The organism is Streptomyces fagopyri (assembly GCF_009498275.1).
Taxonomy (GTDB): Bacteria; Actinomycetota; Actinomycetes; order Streptomycetales; family Streptomycetaceae; genus Streptomyces; species Streptomyces fagopyri.
In genome coordinates, this window is sequence record NZ_CP045643.1 from 8,010,401 (window position 1) to 8,028,307 (window position 17,907).

General features: G+C 69.3%; 16 protein-coding genes and 2 pseudogenes. 5 read left to right on the plus strand and 13 right to left on the minus strand.

The genetic code is table 11. From position 1 onward, the window contains the following. The first annotated feature begins 85 nt into the window (after positions 1-85). A complete protein-coding gene (locus GFH48_RS34735) occupies positions 86-634 on the plus strand; it encodes a hypothetical protein (protein ID WP_153292034.1) in 549 nt (182 codons plus the stop codon). Between the two features lie 109 nt (positions 635-743). Here GFH48_RS34735 and GFH48_RS34740 read toward each other — a convergent pair whose 3' ends face one another. The 7 genes from GFH48_RS34740 to GFH48_RS34760 form a co-directional block, all read right to left on the minus strand. Further along, the gene (locus GFH48_RS34740; protein ID WP_153292035.1) at positions 744-1,136 is read right to left on the minus strand and encodes an Imm7 family immunity protein; all 393 of its coding nucleotides are present in this window, start codon (positions 1,134-1,136) and stop codon (positions 744-746) included. 122 nt (positions 1,137-1,258) lie between these two features. Further along, positions 1,259-1,414, minus strand: coding sequence for a DUF6131 family protein (locus GFH48_RS39530; RefSeq protein ID WP_228121098.1), 156 nt, complete (start codon positions 1,412-1,414; stop codon positions 1,259-1,261). A 267-nt stretch (positions 1,415-1,681) separates the two neighbouring features. Further along, the gene (locus GFH48_RS38740; RefSeq protein WP_194280761.1) at positions 1,682-1,855 is read right to left on the minus strand and encodes a hypothetical protein; all 174 of its coding nucleotides are present in this window, start codon (positions 1,853-1,855) and stop codon (positions 1,682-1,684) included. Between the two features lie 233 nt (positions 1,856-2,088). Then, complete coding sequence (locus GFH48_RS34745) at positions 2,089-2,520, minus strand: SRPBCC family protein (RefSeq protein ID WP_153292036.1); 432 nt, start codon at positions 2,518-2,520, stop codon at positions 2,089-2,091. 360 nt (positions 2,521-2,880) lie between these two features. After that, positions 2,881-3,891, minus strand: a complete 1,011-nt coding sequence (locus GFH48_RS34750) for an iron-containing redox enzyme family protein (protein ID WP_153292037.1) — start codon at positions 3,889-3,891, stop codon at positions 2,881-2,883. Further along, entirely contained in the window at positions 3,888-4,208 is a 321-nt protein-coding gene (locus GFH48_RS34755) for a CDGSH iron-sulfur domain-containing protein (protein WP_322747012.1), read from the minus strand. The genes GFH48_RS34750 and GFH48_RS34755 overlap by 4 nt, the downstream gene beginning before the upstream one ends. After that, entirely contained in the window at positions 4,192-4,833 is a 642-nt protein-coding gene (locus GFH48_RS34760; RefSeq protein ID WP_153293255.1) for a HemK2/MTQ2 family protein methyltransferase, read from the minus strand. Before GFH48_RS34760 ends, GFH48_RS34755 begins: the two co-directional genes overlap by 17 nt. A 461-nt stretch (positions 4,834-5,294) precedes the next feature. Between GFH48_RS34760 and GFH48_RS34765 the strand changes: the two are divergent. Together GFH48_RS34765 and GFH48_RS38745 are read left to right on the plus strand one after the other, a co-directional pair. Continuing rightward, positions 5,295-5,736: pseudogene (locus tag GFH48_RS34765) on the plus strand (ANTAR domain-containing protein); the annotation flags it as partial. 271 nt (positions 5,737-6,007) lie between these two features. Then, positions 6,008-6,304: pseudogene (locus GFH48_RS38745) on the plus strand (Dps family protein); the annotation flags it as partial. A gap of 649 nt (positions 6,305-6,953) precedes the next feature. On the opposite strand, the gene exaC reads toward GFH48_RS38745, so the two are convergent. From exaC to xylB, 6 genes are all read right to left on the minus strand, one after another. Further along, positions 6,954-8,477 carry an acetaldehyde dehydrogenase ExaC gene (gene exaC, locus GFH48_RS34775; protein WP_153292039.1) on the minus strand — a complete coding sequence of 508 codons (1,524 nt, stop codon included), beginning with the start codon at positions 8,475-8,477 and terminating at the stop codon, positions 6,954-6,956. 56 nt (positions 8,478-8,533) lie between these two features. Next, on the minus strand, positions 8,534-9,862 hold the full coding sequence (locus GFH48_RS34780) for a GAF domain-containing protein (protein WP_153292040.1): 1,329 nt from the start codon (positions 9,860-9,862) through the stop codon (positions 8,534-8,536). A gap of 175 nt (positions 9,863-10,037) precedes the next feature. Continuing rightward, positions 10,038-11,051, minus strand: a complete 1,014-nt coding sequence (locus tag GFH48_RS34785) for an acetamidase/formamidase family protein (RefSeq protein WP_153292041.1) — start codon at positions 11,049-11,051, stop codon at positions 10,038-10,040. Then, positions 11,048-12,532 carry an APC family permease gene (locus tag GFH48_RS34790; protein WP_153292042.1) on the minus strand — a complete coding sequence of 495 codons (1,485 nt, stop codon included), beginning with the start codon at positions 12,530-12,532 and terminating at the stop codon, positions 11,048-11,050. Before GFH48_RS34790 ends, GFH48_RS34785 begins: the two co-directional genes overlap by 4 nt. 212 nt (positions 12,533-12,744) lie before the next feature. Further along, positions 12,745-13,953, minus strand: coding sequence for an ROK family transcriptional regulator (locus GFH48_RS34795; protein ID WP_153292043.1), 1,209 nt, complete (start codon positions 13,951-13,953; stop codon positions 12,745-12,747). A gap of 58 nt (positions 13,954-14,011) precedes the next feature. Next, positions 14,012-15,457 carry a xylulokinase gene (gene xylB / locus GFH48_RS34800; protein WP_153292044.1) on the minus strand — a complete coding sequence of 482 codons (1,446 nt, stop codon included), beginning with the start codon at positions 15,455-15,457 and terminating at the stop codon, positions 14,012-14,014. A 162-nt stretch (positions 15,458-15,619) separates the two neighbouring features. On the opposite strand from xylB, the gene xylA reads away from it, so the two are divergent. Beyond that, positions 15,620-16,786, plus strand: a complete 1,167-nt coding sequence (xylA, locus tag GFH48_RS34805; RefSeq protein WP_153292045.1) for a xylose isomerase — start codon at positions 15,620-15,622, stop codon at positions 16,784-16,786. 468 nt (positions 16,787-17,254) lie between these two features. Further along, complete coding sequence (locus tag GFH48_RS38750) at positions 17,255-17,857, plus strand: hypothetical protein (RefSeq protein WP_194280762.1); 603 nt, start codon at positions 17,255-17,257, stop codon at positions 17,855-17,857. Positions 17,858-17,907: the final 50 nt, after the last annotated feature.

Consider the following 17,907-nt stretch of genomic DNA (forward strand, 5'->3'; position numbering starts at 1 on the left):
CATCACTCAGGCCGGCCCAATGCCGAGACAATCCCACAGTTACGCTGATCGGGGCAGTCCACAGTGCGCAAGACCGGGGGAAACCGTGAACCGACCACTGCTGTTCCTTGACGTGGACGGGCCGCTCAACCCGTACGCGGCTAAGCCAGAGAGACGTCCCGACGGCTACACCACACTCAGAGTCCCCCGGAACGACGCCCATCAGGACGACAGAGGCCTCTCGTCCCGACGACCCCTGCGAGTCTGGCTCAACCCAGAGCACGGACCAATCCTGCTCCAGCTCGGCTTCGAGCTGTGCTGGGCCACCACATGGATGGACGACGCCAACCGGTGGATCGCACCGGTCCTGGGCCTTCCAGAACTTCCCTTCGTGGACTTCGGCGACGTCCTACTCCGAGAACGCCCTGATGGAGTCCACTGGAAGACCGGGCCGCTGGTGGACTACGCAGGTGGCCGTCCTTTCGCCTGGGTGGACGACGAGCAAAGCGGGCTGGATCAGACCTACGTGCTTGCCCACCACCAAGGTGTCGGGCTCCTGCACCACGTCAATCCGCGGATCGGCCTACGGGAGAACGACTTCCACGCGCTCGCCGACTTCGCCCTGTCCCTGGACACCTCACGAACCACCGGGTGAGCACTTCGCCAGCTCTTCCGGCTGCTTCGCACTCCGAGTCAAGATCTTTGCGGGACAGCCCTTAGCCGCAATCCGACTCTGGCTCCAAGCGTGATTCGCTGGAGACGCCTCAGTCGATGCAGGGATCTTCCACTGTCGGGATACACGGAGACAGCAGCGCCTCCGTGTGCTGCGTGACCACGCCGCGAACGAGCCTGAGCACTCGTAGCTCGTTTTCGTGGCCCGGTTCTTCGTCATCGCGAACGTGGAGGAGCCCATAGGAAGCAGGGGCAACTACAGCCACATGCTCGAACAGTTCGACCACGTCAGGCGACCGGTGATTGGAGTGGCCGCCGAGGTGGATGAACGGCTCGCCGTTCATCCACCTGAGGTCAAGCAAGTACGGGCTGTCCATCTGGGCGATGCGAAGCAGAAGCTCATCGACGATCTGCCGCAGACTGGCCTCATCGTCGTCATCAGCTACGGTCTCCCTGACCGTGATCCAACCGTGGTACTCGAACATCCCGTGATCGTAGTGCGATGGTCTGCTTCACAGTGCCGATCGCAGCATGATCCGCCGGACACGCCTTAGCGCTGAACGGGGAGGGCGCCTCGTCACCGGCGCCTCTCCGATCGGTCCGGGATTCACCAATAGTGCCGTCGGCCGCCCACGGCGTGCCCGACACCACCCAGAATCCACAGCACCACTCCGATGATGACCAGCACGATTCCGATGGTCCAGAGAATGCCGATGCCTGTCAGTAGCCCCACGATGAGCAGAATAACTCCGAGGATGATCATTTTTTCCTCCGGATGGGGAGCTGGCCCCCTCATCGCCGAGTCCCCGAGAATTCCGGCCGCAAACGCCGAGGGCATGCCGACCTACTGGGCTTCGCCGCCTCGCACGCGGGTTCAGTGACTCATCCGATTCGTGCGCCCTCCCGAGAACGATCGCCGGCCGGACACGCCAGGGGGCTGCGAGCGGAACAGGACGAGGCATGGGGGCATAAGTGGGTGCGAGGGCTAGCTCCGTTCCTCCGTTCCGCCGTCGCTCCTGTCGGCCCTCGGTCAGCCCTTGACAGACCGCTTCGCGCCTTCCTTCGCACCTCGCATCATGCCCCGGGCTTCCAGAGCTGCGCCCTTCGCCGCGAGGGTTTCCTTGTGGGCCGCGTGGGCGACCTTCCGCACCGTTTTTCCAAGGACCTGTTCGGCCTTGGCCTTGGCTCGTTCTCCGGTACTCATCCGGGTACCTCCGGGGTCTCAACTGATGGTGTGCCGTTGTGACAGCAGCGACGCCATATGCCCTGTAGAAACTACAAACAGCGACGCCATATGCCCTGTAGAAACTACAAGCCTAGACCAGGGCCGTGACGTCCTGCTCGATCGGTCCCTCACTCGTCATGGCACAGAAGCCTCGGAATTCGTGGCGGACGCGAGACGAGGCCGGAGAGGGGCCGGTACTTCGGAGGCGCCGCTCAGACTCCTGTTTCGGGACCGCGGGATTCGATGTACTCCTTGAAGTTCTTGAGGTCGCCTGAGACGCGCCGCTTGACGAGGCCGAGCTTGTCACCGAGCTTCTCGGTGAAGCCCTGGAGGTTGTAATCCAGCCGAAGCGTGACCCTCGTCCTCACCTCATCCAGAGGATCGAAAGTGACGACTGCGGACCACGTCGGCTCGCCGACAGTCGTCCAGGCGACTCGCTCGTCAGGGATCTGCTCGGTGATCTCGGCGTTGAATTCCCGCGTGACCCCCTCGGCCTTCGTCTCCCAATGGAGGATGAAGTCGTTGACCTGGGTGACCTTCTCGACATCGTCCAAGAAGTGCGGGAACGACTCGAAATTCGTCCACTGGCTGTAAGCGACGCGGAGGGAGACGTCGACCTCGATGGACTTCTCGACCTGCGACACAAGGCGGCTCTTTCCTCTGTACGGCCGCTCCGACGTGGCCATCGGTGCGGGGACGGAACCAAAGATCCCCCCGGGACCCTGCCGCGTACGGCGGAGCAGCCCTTGACCACTGGATCGATGTCCAGGCCCGGGATATCGGTCCCGCCCGGGCCACAAAGGCACTGCCTCTGAATGGCCTCAAGCTCATTATCGACCCCGGACCCCAGAGTCCGGAAAGAGCCCACTCGCACCATCCTGGGGACATGTGAGGAACCGAGCGGGAGGCCGCGACATGTGGCACTTTGGGTTCAGGCATGGTCCGTGGCACCCCTTCGCGGCGGATCATGCCTGCGGTACCGACAGCAAAGTGATCTTGGAGATTCACTCCTCCGGCCAAGGCCCGTACAGGGCGGAGCGCTGCCGGTCCCACGCTCTTTCGATGTGGGCGGTGAGCCGGTTCTCCAGGAGGACGGTCGCCGCGCATCCGAAGGCGACGTCCTCCTCCAGGTTCGGTTCGTCGGCCAGGAGGCCCCCGATGACCTCGTGGCGGACGATCTGTTCGTGGACGGCGTCGGCCTCGACGTGCTCGGCGTAGAAGTGCTCGGCTGCCGGTCCCGCCCCGCATCGGCGCATCGCTCTGGCGAGGCGGCGGGAACCGGGGGAGGAGGTGACCTCCACGCAGGCGAAGTGGCCGACGAGGGCGCCACGCAGCGCGCGGTGCAGGCCGAACAGCGACATCAGGTTGACGGTGGCGAGGAGCGTGGCGGGCGCCTGGTCCAGGTAGCGGCCGTACAGAGGATCGAGGCCGAGGTCTTTCATGAGGTCGGCGTAGAGACGCGCGTGGATGTGCTCGGCGCGGCCGGCGCCGAACTCGTCGTACTCGATGGCGACCATCGCGGCCTTCGCCCGGCCGGTCAGGCGTGGGATGACCCAGGCGTGCGGGTCCGCCTCTTTGAGGTGGTAGAGCGAGCGCAGTGCGGCGTACTCGCGTAGTTGCCAGAGCTTGCCGGACGTTTCGAGCTGGTGGCTGAGACTGCCGGAGAGGTCCACGGGTTCGACGAGCAGTGGCGCGAAAGTCTCCTCGACGGTCCGCGGTACCTCGATCAGGGCAGAGCGCAGGGCGCCCAGGAAGCGGGTCTCCAGACTTCGGCGCAGGCGCAGTAGGTCCGGGTCCCACTCGCGCTCGTCGGGCACGTCCTCGAAGCCCCGATAGTGGAGTTCGTACAGCACGTACAGCGAGAGCTGACAGTCCTCGCCCCAGATGTCGGCGGTCAGAACCGCATCAGGTTCGTACACGGGGGGCAGCCCGGAGCGCAGAGATGCCGTGACGACTTCTGACAGCACGCCTCGTCCCCGGGGCAGGGGGGTGCCGGCCAGCGTGGACTGATTCATGGGGAGTTCCTGTCCGGCGAAGGAGTCCAGCGGGCGCGAGTGCCGTCCCCGTTGCGCGTTGGCTCGCAACGGTCGTGGGAAGGGGCGCCGGCGGCTTTCTCGCGGGGCCGGTGGCTCGTGTCGCACCAGGGGTAGGTCCGGCTGCGGCGGCAGGTGCAGATCGCCACCATGAAGCGGTCCGAGCGGGCGACCGTGCCGTCGTCCAGGACGATCTCCACCGGCCCCTCGACCAAGACAGGCCCCTCCGGGGCGACGCTCACCCGGCGAGCCTCGCGGGCGGGTATCTCTCCAGGGGCTGTGTCAGAGTGCCTCGGCACGGATGATCACCAGCTCTTCCTGATCTTCGCCCACGTCGGCGAGCCCCTGATTCTGGAGCCAGGCTCGCCGCCCGCGGAGAACGGGCCCCCAGGGCACCCGGGCCCTCACGGTCGTCTGTCCGGCCAGTCCCGCCTGTGCCAGCCGTTTCAGCGTGCTGTCGGGGTCGCACATGGCGGAGTGCACCATGAGCAAGATGCCGCCGGGGCGCAGGAGGCCAGGGGCGCTCGCACAGATCCTGTCGATGACGAGCCGACCGTCGGGGCCGGCATCCCAGGCACGGGCGGGTCCGCGGGAGGGCAGCCATCTGCTCGGCGCTGGGACGTAAGGGGGATTGGCGAGGACGATGTCGTACCGTCGGCCGTGCGTGCAGGCGGTGAAATCCCCGTGAAGCACCCGGAGGGGCAGGCGCCGACGCAGAGCATTGAGGCGGGCGGTCGTCACCGCCCGCCAGGACACGTCCACAGCGGTGACACGCGCTCCTCTGCCCGCGGCGCTGAGCGCCAGAGCGCCCGTGCCGGTGCCGATCTCAAGGATCTCCGCCGCCGGGCGAACGATTTCTGCCGCCAGTGCGTGGGCGAGCAGCTGTGTATCGGCCTGGGGCCGGTACACACCGGGCAGGACCATCAGTCCCGTGGGGAGCGCTTCCTGATGTATGGCCGTACTGGGCACCGCAGCCTCCGGAATGTCGTGTGTCCGCAGCGCGAAGCTTGATCGAGGAGCCCTGGGGGTCCACGTGCCTTGAAGCCGGCGAGGAGGACTGTGCCGGTGGCGGCAACGGGACTGTGGACGTGGATCAAGGAAAGAGTTCGACGGGCGCCCTGGCAGGTGGGCCAAGGTGATTACGTGGGCCGTGTACCCGTTCTCCCACGCGTCTCACAGGGCTCGGACGTACGGCGTCGCGAAGCCCGCCGACTGCGCTCCGAGGCGGAGTCTGCGGTGGGGAGCTTTCTGTCGCTGAGTTCCTTCGTGCGAACGCGTGAAGAGTACGGGAGCCGCGCCCTTGTCCTTGCGTTTCCATGCGGTCGCTGACCGTGTCGGACGCCGACTCATTCGTCTAGATCACAGACAAACTTCCCGCGATTTCCGAGCGAGTGTCCCGTATCCCCGATTTCACGGGGGAGGAGTGGCGGTGGCCCGGCTTCGTGCCCGAGGCGCAGAGGCTGGGGGTGGGCAGCATGATGGGCTTCCTGCTGTGCACCGAGGACGAGGATGTCGGCGCGCTCAACTTCTGCTCCCGCCGACCGGGAGTTTACCGAGGTCGGTGAGGACGCCGCCGTGATGCTGTCCGCACATGCGGCGGTGGCTCTTTCCTGCGCCCGGACTCATGCGCAGCTGGAGCAAGCCGTGTCCGCGCGCCGCCGGATCGGCGAAGCCATGGGAATCCTCATGAGTGAACGCCGCCTCACCGAGGAAGAGGCGTTCGGATTGTTGCGCCGCTACTCGCAGGAGAACAATGTCAAGTTCCGTGAAGTGGCACGGCGGGTGTGCGAGACGGGTGGGTTCTCCTGGACACCGGGGTTCTCCTGAACCGTAGTGTGGGCGGTTCCCCCGGCACGTGTCTGAACCAGGGGGACCTGGGCCGAGTCGGCCCCCGCGGGAAGCGTCGCCGTCTCGGTCCTACCGTACGAAGTCCCCCGCCCTGTCGTGTTCACACGTCGCATCCGCCGAGTGCGGTGGGGCTGGGAGAACTGTCCGGCTCGGATGGGGTTGCAGTGGTTGTGTCCTCTCGCCACGGGGACCGGGAGAGAACCGTGCGAGAAGCAGGAGACATGGATATGACTTCCAAGGCCGCCCCTCCCGTTACACCGTTCCGGGCCTCTCGGTCCAAGACGCCGGTGCAGCCATCGAGTTGCTGCAACAGCGACCGCACGCCCTCAATGACCCTCACCTCACGCTCAAGCACGTCCACTGGAACGTGGTGGGTCCGTACTTCATCGCCGTGCACGAGATGCTCGACCCCCAGGTCGACCGTGTCCGCGGCATGGCCGACGACGTCGCCGAGCGGCTTGCCGCCTTGGGGGGCGTCGCCCCGGGCACCCCGGGAGTGCAGGTCGAGGAGCGCACCTGGGAGGACTACAGCGTGGGCCGCGCTGATGAGCGACCCGACCGGCGCAAGCCTTTCCGGTTTCGGTGGACGGTTAACGGGCGAGAGAAGTCTGAGTCGTTCATCGTGTTCGCACTTGCTGATAGCCGACGTGCGGAGCTGATGACGGCTGCGCGCGAGGGTGAGCCGTTTGACGAGCGCACAGGTCTGCCGGCATCCGAGTTGCGGGCCATCAAGCAGCGCACTACGTGGTACGACCTGGCACATGAATACATCGGGCAAAGATGGGAGCGCACACCTGAGCGCACTTCACGCCTGGCCAAGCGACCTTACGATCTCCGGCACGCCGGGATCTCGTTCCGGCTCTACTCCGGAGTGGACCCGGTCGAGTGCGCCCGCCGCGCCGGCCAGAGCATCGAGGTTCTCTTTCGCCACTACGCCAAGTTTCTTGACGGCCTTCGAGAGCAGGCGAACCGCCTCATCGAGCAGTCCATGAACGACTGGCAGCGCGTCAGCCAAAGTGACGTACTCGAGGGCTGACCGGGGGTTTGGTCCGTGACTGGTCCGGAAGCACTGGTCAGGAGGGGTGCAGTCATGGGAGGAATGGGGAGTCGGCGCGCAGGCCGGACTCGGCAGAGAGTGGGTTGCGCGAAGGGCGCCTGACAGGTGAAAGCCCAGGTCAGGCGCCCTTTTCGTGTGTCTAGAAGAAGCCCAGCTTCTTCGGCGAGTACGACACCAGGAGGTTCTTCGTCTGCTGGTAGTGCTCCAGCATCATCTTGTGCGTCTCCCGGCCGATGCCGGACTGCTTGTAGCCGCCGAACGCCGCGTGCGCGGGGTAGGCGTGGTAGCAGTTCGTCCACACGCGGCCCGCCTGGATGGCGCGGCCCGCGCGATAGGCGGTGTTGATGTCGCGCGTCCACACGCCTGCCCCGAGGCCGTACAGGGTGTCGTTGGCGATCTTGATGGCGTCGTCGAAGTCGTCGAACGACGTGACCGAGACGACCGGGCCGAAGATCTCCTCCTGGAAGATCCGCATGCGGTTGTCGCCCTCGAAGATGGTCGGCTGGACGTAGTAGCCGCCCTTCAACTCGCCGTCGTACTCGACGCGTTCGCCACCGGTGCGGATCGTGGCGCCCTCCTGCCGGCCGATGTCCAGGTAGGAGAGGATCTTCTCCAGCTGGTCGTTGGAGGCCTGCGCGCCGATCATCGTGTCGGTGTCGAGCGGGTGCCCCGGCTTGATCAGCTCGGTGCGGGCGACCGCCGCCTCCATGAACTCGCCGTAGTTGCCGCGCTGGACGAGCGCACGCGACGGACAGGTGCACACCTCGCCCTGGTTGAGCGCGAACATCGTGAAGCCCTCGAGCGCCTTGTCCCGGAAGTCGTCGTTCTGGGACCAGACGTCGTCGAAGAAGATGTTCGGCGACTTGCCGCCCAGCTCCAGCGTGACCGGCTTGATGTTCTCGGAGGCGTACTGCATGATCAGCCGCCCCGTCGTGGTCTCGCCGGTGAACGCCACCTTCGCCACCCGCGGGCTGGAGGCCAGCGGCTTGCCCGCCTCCACACCGAAGCCGTTGACGATGTTCACGACACCCGGCGGCAGGAGATCCGCGATCAGGCTCATCCAGTAGTGGATGGACGCCGGGGTCTGTTCGGCGGGCTTGATGACGACCACGTTGCCCGCGGCGAGCGCCGGCGCGAGCTTCCAGACCGCCATCAGGATGGGGAAGTTCCACGGGATGATCTGCGCGACGACACCGAGCGGCTCGTGGAAGTGGTACGCGACGGTGTCGTCGTCGACCTCGCCGAGCGAGCCCTCCTGGGCGCGGATCGCCCCCGCGAAGTACCGGAAGTGGTCGATGGCGAGCGGGATGTCGGCGGCCAGGGTCTCGCGGACCGGCTTGCCGTTCTCCCAGCTCTCCGCGACCGCCAGCTTCTCCAGGTTCGCTTCCATCCGGTCGGCGATCTTGAGCAGGACGTCGCTCCGCGCGGTGACGGAGGTCCGGCCCCAGCCGGGCGCGGCCGCGTGCGCGGCGTCCAGGGCGCGCTCCACGTCCTCGGCGGTACCCCGCGCCACCTCCGTGAACGGCTGCCCGTTCACCGGACTCGGGTTCTCGAAGTACTGCCCGCGAGCCGGCGGCACGTACTCGCCGCCGATGAAGTGGTCGTAACGCGCCTGGTAGGAGACGATCGAGCCCTCGGTACCGGGCGCCGCGTAACGGGTCATGCTGGTCTGCCTCCCGGAGAAGCGCCGCCCGCCGTTGGGCAGCTCTCGCCCAGAGGTTAGAGACGCGTACGTTGCGACGACGTTGCGGACGTGTGCGCCGGACCTCGTCCGCCGGGCCTCGGGGGCATCCATCCGGCGGGTGCGGCCTGTTCGGACTCCACCTCGTCGAGCCGTGCCCGTACCGCGGCCGTCGGGCGTACTGCGGCCAGCGCCCGCCAGACATCGAGGTCGTCCTCGCCCCAGGGCGCGCGAGCCCAGTCCGCCAGCAGGTCGGGGTCACGGCGCGCGATGAGCGCCGTACGCAGCCCGTCCGCGAGCCGGCGTCGCAGGCGCACGACGGCCGGGGCCACCGACCCCGGGAGCAGCGGACCGGCGTACGCCGTCATGGCCCCCGTGATCGCGCCCGAGCCGAGCCGGCGCTCCACCACCGCGACATCCGACTCGACCGGTGCCGTGAGCCGGTAGGGGCGCGAGGCCAGCAGGCCGGAATCCAGCAGACGCCGCAGGCGGGTCAGCTCGGCGCGCAGCGTCACCGGTGTCACCGACTCGTCCTCGTACAGCGCGCACAGCAACTCGTCGCCCGTCAGGCCTTCCGGATGCCTGGAGAGCAGCACCAGGATCTCGCTGTGTCTGCGGCTGAGCGCGACCTTGCGTCCTCCCGCGACCAGTTGGGCCTCGTCGCGGCCGAGCGCGGTCAGCTCGACCGTGTCGGCGGCCGTTCTCGGCGGTGCGAGCAGCGCCAACTGTGACTCCGCCGCACGTGCCACCGCCTGCACGAAACCGAGACTGTGGGGATGCGCGAGTCCGTCCCCGCCGGTGATGTCGATCGCACCGAGCACCCGGCCGGTGCGCGGGTCGTGCACCGGAGCCGCCGCGCACGTCCACGGCTGGACACGCCGTATGAAGTGCTCGGCCGCGAAGACCTGTACCGGACGGTCGACAGCGACCGCGGTCCCCGGCGCGTTCGTCCCGACCGCCGTCTCCGACCATCGGGCACCCGGTACGAAGTTCATCCGTCCCGCCTGGCGCCGTGTCGTCGGATGGCCCTCGACCCACAGCAGCCTGCCCTGCTCGTCGCAGACCGCGAGAAGATGCTTGCCGTCGGCCGCGAACGTCCCCATGAGCTCCCGGAAGAGCGGCATCACCGCGGCCAGCGGATGCTCCGCCCGGTAGGAACCCAGATCGCCGTCCGTCAGCTCCACCGTCGCGGTCCCGTCCGGTGCGACGCCCGCCCGCGCCGAGCGCCTCCAGGACTCGGCCACCACGGAGCGCACCGGACGTGGCACCGTGCCCGCCTCGGTGAACGTCTCGTGCGCCCGGCGCAGTGTCCGCACTCGTTCGACGGGATCGGCGCCCGGTTCCAGGGCAACCCATGGATCGGTCATTCGGCCTCCCGGAACGGCGATGCGGCTGGGACCATCGTCACGTCCAGCGAGGGTCCGGACAAGCTCTGTGACGGTGCGGCGGTGGTCGGATCGGGCCGGCCGGGACGCGACGGGCAGCAGGGGGAGAGGAGACGGGCAGCAGGGGGAGAGGAATGGGGCGTCGACCCTCCGCCGTTCAGAGGCGCAGTGCCGCGGCGGTCTCGCGCAACTGTGCGTGCAGACCACGATGTGTCTCACGCGCGGGCAGCCATTCCTTGCGGAGCTTCGCGACGCAGGTGTAGTTGGTGTCGCAGACGTTGGCGAGCGGCGACTCGACCGCCTGTGTCGCGAACTGGTACGCGTCCAGGTCGCTGAACCCGTAGTCACGCACCAGCCACTGCACCAGGTCGAGCTGCGAGATGCGGAAGGCGTCCTCCAGGGGGCGTGCCGAGCCGGTCGAGATGATGTGCGTGTCGGATTCGATGCGCGGCCAGGGGGTGGCGACTCCCTTGAGCAGCTCGACGATCACCACCGTGTTCATCGCGCATTCGACCGCCACGCCACACGTCTCACCCTCGCCCTGCCGGGCGTGCCCGTCACCGAGGCTCAACAGGGCCCCCTCGACGTTCACCCCGAGAAAGCAGGTGACGCCCGTCCGCATCTCCGGAGTGTCCATGTTTCCGCCGTGGGCGTCCGGCACCAGCGCCGAGCGCACCTCCAGATTCGCGGGCGCCACCCCGACGGTGCCGTGCATCGGGTCCATCGGCAGCTCGATCCGGATGTCGCTGTCCCGCGCGCTGAACAGGGCGGTGCGCCGCTCCCGGTCGAGTTGCCAGATCCACACCGTCTCCGGCAGCGGTGGCTGCAGGGTGGCCGTCGTGTGCGTGGACGTGAGCGCGCCGAACAGCGGGACCGTCGTCGAGGCCGCCCAGTCGCGGGCCGGCTCGATGGACACGAAGTGCACCGCGACCGTGTCGCCGGGCTCCGCGCCCTCCACGTGGAAGGGACCGGTCTGCGGATTGAGGAACGGGAACTCGCACACCTCGGACACCAGGTCCTTCTCGGAGCGCACCCGTCCGGCGAAGCAGTCCTCCGTGTACAGATCGAGGATCGTGCCCGGTGCGATGCGCGCCACCGGCGGCGCCCCGCCGAACGTCCAGGCGTACTCGCCGGGTTCGGGGCGTACGGTCAGGATGCGAGGGTCGCTCATGGTTGCGTGGCTCCGCTCTGCCGGGGATCGGGGGACGAGGGCTCGTCGAGGTGGACACGGGCGGTCTCGGCCAAGCGCCCGGGATGGCGCCGCGAGAGGACGATCAGTACCACGACCCCGGCCGTCATCCATACCCCGACGACCGGTCCCGCGTACGACACGGGCGCGGTCAGCTCGGAGACGAAGTCGAAGACGGGCAGTCCCGCGGCGGTCAGCAGGGCGGGGACGAAGGCGACGATGCCCAGCAGCGGGAACAGCAGATGGCGTACCGGACGGAACAACTCGCCTCTGCGGCGCAGGAAGTAGCCCGCGCAGGCGAGGTTCACCACGATGTACACACCGATAACGACCGTGACGATGACCGTCGCGAGCAGCAGGAACGCCGTCACCGGGTCGTAGGCGAGACCGAGCCCGAGCATGGCAGAGATCGCCACGGCGCACTGGACGGCGACCCCGGCGACGGGGGAGCGGTGCCGGGGGTGCAAGCGTGCGAACAGCTCCGGGAACACCTTGATCCGGCCGAGGGCGAAGGCCGTTCGGGTGGAGACGGTCGCGCAGGCGTTGGCGTTGGCGATGGTGGAGTTGACCACGGCCAGGAACACGAGCACCCAGAACAGCCCGAACGAGGCACGGGCCACGCCCTCCCAGGACGAGGCTCCCGAGGCTGAGAAACCCGCGAAGCGGTCCGGGCCGACGTAGACGGCCATGGCGTAGGTGGTGAGGACGTAGACGAGGCCGATCGCCAGTGCCGCGCCGAGGACCGCTCGGTGCATCGTCCGGCGCGGGTCCTTCGTCTCCTCGGCGAGCGGGGCCGCCGCCTCGAAGCCCGCGAAGGCCAGCACGGTGTAGACCGATCCCGCGAACACCCCGCCGATGCCGTCGTACCCCTCGGCGGTGTGCGACGTCCCGAACACCGACAGGGTGTTGTCACCGCCCGCCTTGACGATCAGCCAGATGGCGAAGACGAGGAAGACCAGCACCTCGAAGACGCCGAGAACGGTTCCGAAGCGGGCTGAGGCACGGACTCCGAAGTAGCCCGCCACCGCGATGACCGCGGCGCCGGCGAGCGACCACGGCCACCACAGGTCGCCGGGGTACGAGGACCACTCCTGGTGCAGTGTGCCCGCCGTGGTGAACCCGAGCTGCAGAAGCAGCAGCGGAGGCACCAGCGCCTCGACGAACACATAGCCCCAGCCGACCAGAAATCCCACGGCAGGGTGCAGCCCCTGTGCCGCGTAGGTGGTCACCGAGCCCGCCGAGGGAAGTTGCCGCGCCAGCTCGGCCACGCACGACGCGGTGAACAGGCACGCGACGAGGGCTATCAGCACGGACAGCGGCAGACTGCCGCCCGCGAACGCCGCGCCCGACGGAATGGACGCGGCGACCGCGGCCGCGGGCGCCATGGCCGTGACGCTCTGGAACAGGACCTCGCGCAGCCCGATGGCGTCGCGCCGCAGTCCCGGAACCGTCTCCCCCGACATGTGACCCCCCGATCCGCCTGGACACCGAGCCGCCGGCCCGATGACTGTGCCTCGCGTGAATCACGTTACGGCGCTTGCCGGTTGGGCTGGAAGAGCGAGGCGTGAGTCCGTGGACAAGTCCTGGGCTGTGGATACACCGGCCACCCGGACGAGGGAACCGGACGTGGGAAGGGGAGCCCGGCGCCGCGTGCGCCGAGGGCTGTGACCCTGCGTCACGACCGCCCGGCGACCGACGACGGATCGTCGAGCACGGCCCGCACCACCGAGTGGGCGGCCCCCAGCAGCGGTCCTTGCGGGCCCCACCGCGAGACGGCCACGGCACACGCGGGACCCGCGGTGCGCCGCGCCAACTCGTCCTCCAGCGAAGGCAGCAGCCACGGCGCGAGGCCCGACAGCGCTCCGCCCAGCACGACGGTCTCCGGGTCGAGCAGGTTGACCGCACCGGTCAGCGCGATGCCGAGCGCCGTTCCGGCGTCGCGCAGGGCACGCCGTACGTCTTCGTCGCCACGGGCGGCGTGATCGGCCAGCACCCCGACGCGGTCGCCGCCCGTTTCCAGACCCGCCGCGCGCAGGACCGCCTCCTCACCCGCGTACTGCTCGAGGCATCCGCGCCCACCGCACGGACACTCCGGCCCGTCCGGACGCACGGGCACATGGCCCAGCTCGCCCGCGAAACCCCGTGTCCCGCGCAGCAGGCGCCCGTCCACGACCACCGCCGCGCCGATGCCGATCTCCGCCGACACGTGCAGGAAGTCGCGGGCGGTCGGCTCGCCGAGCCAGAGTTCGGCCAGGCCACCGAAGTTGGCCTCGTTGTCCACGGTCAGCGGCAGCTCGGCGGGCAGCAGCGCACCGAGGTCCGTGTCGTGCCAGTCGAGGTTGGGGGCGCGCACCACGGTCCGGGCGTCACGTGCCACCAGGCCGGGCACGGCGACCGCGAGGCCCGCGGGCCACAGTCCCTCGCGCTCGGCCTCGGCGACGACCTGACGGACCAGAGCGGCCAGTTCCCTGATCACGGGCCCGGGGGGCCGGCCGCGGTTCGTGCCGTGCCGCACCGCACGGGCCCGTACGTCTCCACGCAGATCGACCGCGCAGACCGCCAGGTGATCGACACCCACCTCCGCGCCGATTCCGGCGGGTCCGCGCCCGCTGACCGCGAGCGCCGAGCCGGGACGTCCTACCCGGCCGGGACGTTCGGGGCCGAGCTCTTCGAGCAGTCCGGAACGGATCAGCTCGTCGACCAGCGTCGAGACGGCCGCCCGGGTCAGACCGATGTGCGAGGCGACGGCGGCACGCGACAGCGGCCCCTCGGCTCTGACGGCGTGCATGACCCGGGCGAGGTTGCGACGGCGCATGCCCTGCTGGGTGTCGGGCAGCCTACGGCCGGAACCGGTCGGGTGGGCTTCGTGCAGCGGTGCGGTCATGCCTCCGTCAGTCCTCGTCCGGCCGGTCCCCGTGGGGGCTGTCCTGGTCTGCGCGCGGTCAGTTCCTGTTCGACTCCCGTTCAAGCAGCGGGGCCGCGTCGGAGAGTACCCCGGCGATCCTCGCGAGTGTCCGCTCGTCCCGTTCGACGGCGTCGAGCACCGGGCCGTGGGCCGTGCCCCAGCGCCGGGCGACCGCGGCCGGGTCCTCGCCGGTCAGCAGGCCGGCGGCCTGCGCGGCGGCACCCAGCGCGACCAGCTCCCTGGCCTCGGGCACCTGGACCGGACGTCCCGACAGCCGGCGTACGGTCTGCTGCCAGGCCGTGCCCCGGGCACCCCCGCCGATGAGGAGCAGCGGTGCCGAACGATCGGCGTCCGCGTCGAGCACCAGGTCCAGGGCGCCGAGAAGCGAGTGGACCGCGCCGTCGTAGGCCGCCTGGAGGAGCTGCCCGCCCGTCGTGTCGTGCCGCAGCCCGTGCAGCAGCCCCGAGGCGTGCGGCAGGTCGGGGGTGCGCTCGCCGTCCAGGTAGGGGAGCAGGGTCACGCCCGCGCCGGGTTCCACGGCCTCGCGGTCGAGCCCCAGCAGGGCCGCGACACGGTCGACGGCGAGGGTGCAGTTCAGGGTGCAGGCGAGCGGGAGCCAGTCGCCACGCGCGTCGGCGAAGCCCGCGACGGTACCGGTGGGATCGGCGGGGCGGCGGGTCGAGACGGCGTACACGGTGCCCGAGGTGCCGAGGCTCAGCACCGCGGTACCGGGGCGCAGCCCGAGGCCGAGGGCGGCGGCCGCGTTGTCACCGGTGCCGGCGGCGACCAGCGTGCCCCTGGAGAAGGGCAGCTCGTCGCGGGCGTGCACGGTTCCCGCCACCTCGCCCGGCCGGACGACGCGGGGGAGCAGGGCGGGGTCGAGGCCGATGTGCGCGAGGACCTCGTCGTCGTACGCCTCGGTCCCGGACGCCCACCAGCCGGTGCCGGAGGCGTCGCCGCGGTCGGTCGTGGCCTCTCCGGTGAGGCGTTCGGTGAGGTAGTCGTGCGGCAGGCGTACGGCGGCGGTGGCCCGGACGGCGTCCGGCTCGTTCTCGGCCAGCCACGCCCATTTCGTGACCGTGATGGACGGGCCGGGGACGGTGCCGGTGCGCTCCGCCCAGGCCTTCGTACCGCCCAGCTCGTCGATCAGCCGACGGGCCTGGGGCGCCGAGCGCACGTCGTTCCACAGCAGCGCCGGGCGTACCGGATCGCCCTGGGCGTCCAGCGTGACGAGCCCGTGCTGCTGGCCGCCGATCGAGACCGCCGCGGCCTCGCGGGCCGCGTCACCGCACTGGTGCAGCGCCTCGCGGAGCGCGTCCCACCACTGCCTCGGATCGCTCTCACGGCCCGCTCCGGTGGAGACCGTGTGCGGCGCCTGCCCGCTCGCCACCACCCGTCCGGTCGATGCGTCGACGACCAGGACCTTGGTGGACTGGGTGGATGTGTCCACCCCGACGACGAGCGGACCCTCGGCTGCTGACATCGGGCTCTCCCTCTTCCGCGGCTCCGCGGGATCTGTCCTGGTGGTGGGCTTTTGGACCGGCGCGGCCCAGGTTTCACACTTCGTCTCTTCCCAGAGACGCCTTCGCATACTAATTTGTTAACCGCCATGACGAAATAGTCGGAGCTAACGAGGAGCCGCGACATGAACTACCAGCCCACCCCCGAGGACAGGTTCACCTTCGGCCTGTGGACCGTCGGCTGGCAGGGAAGGGACCCGTTCGGCGACGCCACCCGGCGCGCCCTCGACCCGGTCGAGTCGGTGCAGCGCCTGGCCGAGCTGGGCGCCTACGGCGTGACCTTCCACGACGACGACCTCATCCCCTTCGGATCGTCCGACAGTGAGCGCGAGTCGCACGTCAAGCGATTCCGTCAGGTTCTGGACGCGACCGGCATGCGGGTGCCGATGGCCACCACCAACCTCTTCACCCACCCCGTCTTCAAGGACGGCGCGTTCACCGCGAACGACCGGGACGTACGCAGGTACGCGCTGCGCAAGACGATCCGCAACATCGACCTGGCGGTCGAGCTGGGAGCCCAGACGTACGTCGCCTGGGGCGGCCGTGAGGGCGCCGAGTCCGGCGCGGCCAAGGACGTACGCGTCGCTCTCGACCGCATGAAGGAGGCCTTCGACCTCCTCGGCGAGTACGTGATCGCGCAGGGATACGACCTGAAATTCGCGATCGAACCGAAGCCGAACGAGCCGCGCGGTGACATCCTCCTGCCCACCGTCGGTCACGCGCTCGCGTTCATCGAGCGGCTGGAGCGCCCGGAGATGTACGGCGTGAACCCCGAGGTCGGCCACGAGCAGATGGCCGGGCTCAACTTCCCGCACAGCATCGCGCAGGCACTGTGGGCGGGCAAGCTCTTCCACATCGACCTCAACGGTCAGACCGGCATCAAGTACGACCAGGACCTGCGCTTCGGGGCCGGCGACCTGCGCTCCGCGTTCTGGCTGGTCGACCTCCTGGAGAGCGCCGGATACGCGGGACCCAAGCACTTCGACTTCAAGCCGCCGCGCACCGAGGACCTCGACGGTGTGTGGGCCTCCGCGGCGGGCTGCATGCGCAACTACCTGATCCTGCGGGAGCGGTCGGCCGCCTTCCGCGCGGATCCCGAGGTCCAGGAGGCGCTGCGCGCCTCACGCCTTGACGAACTGGCGCAGCCCACCGCGGCGGACGGTCTGCAGGCGCTGCTCGCCGACCGGGCGGCCTTCGAGGAGTTCGACGTCGAGGAGGCGGCCGCGCGCGGCATGGCCTTCGAGCGGCTCGACCAGCTCGCCATGGACCACCTGCTCGGCGCCCGGGGCTGATCGACGCCTCGGCGAGGCGCGAGGCCCGCTCCCTGTGTGGCGGGCCCGCGCCTTCCTGCGGGTATCCGGCGTACCTCCTTGCGGAAGCCCGGTACGGATCCCTGCGGGAATTCCCCGGAATCATGCGGTCCGTGGCATGAGTCCGTATCAACCTTCGCGCGGGGCTCGCCCTGCGACCGGTTCGAGGTGACTCTGGACGGTATGGCCACGCCGCCCTTACCGCCCCGGCCCCCTCGGCCGCCGGGTAACACACCACCTCCGGGAGGTGGTGGCTTCGGTCCGCCGCCCGAAGGCTACGTGCCCTCGTCCGGTGCCTACGGATACCCTTCGAGAGGTCACGTCCCCCCGTCACATGACGGTGGAGGCGGGCAGCCCCCACCGCCACCTCCGCCCGCGCCGCCGGGTGGTCCTGGGGGGCATCGTGGAGGACGCCGCCGTAGCCCGCTGTTCCTGGTCCTCGTCGCGGTCGTGGCCCTCGCAGCCGTCGTCGTCGTGATCCTGTTGGCAGGCGGCGGCAGCGACAAGCACGACAAGAAGGGGCCCGCCGAGAGCAGCGGCGGCACGAAGAGGTCCCCCTCGCCCTCGTTGCGCATCCCGTCCGAGCTGCCCAGCGAGCTGCCTTCAGGTCTGCCCTCGGAGTTGCCGTCCAGGCTGCCGAGCGGCCTGCTCAGCGATCTGCCGAGCGGTCTCCAGTCGCTTGTCCCGGATCTGGCCGACGACGAAGTGCCCTACTACATGCTGGGAACGGGCGACTGTTTCGACACCAGCGCGGCGCGGCCCGGGCAGGCCGCCAAACGCCCTTGCGGCGCGCCGCACGACGCGGAAGTCGTCAAGGTGGGCGAGCTCGACGGCACCTACTCCACGGACGCCGCACTCAAGAAGGCCGCTTCGGCCCTCTGCGCTGCACCTCTGGAGCGCAAGGCGGCACAGCAGTCGGCGGGCACCGTCCGCGGCACCCTCGTGCAGTACCCGGATTCCGGCACCTACAGGACAGGCATCGACAAAGTGGCCTGCAGCCTGGCCGCGGACCTCGGCGACGGCACGCACCGGCTCACCGCACCACTGACATGACCGGCACGCGCGCGTGGCCGCCGTTCGCGCCCCACGCGCGCGTGCCGTAC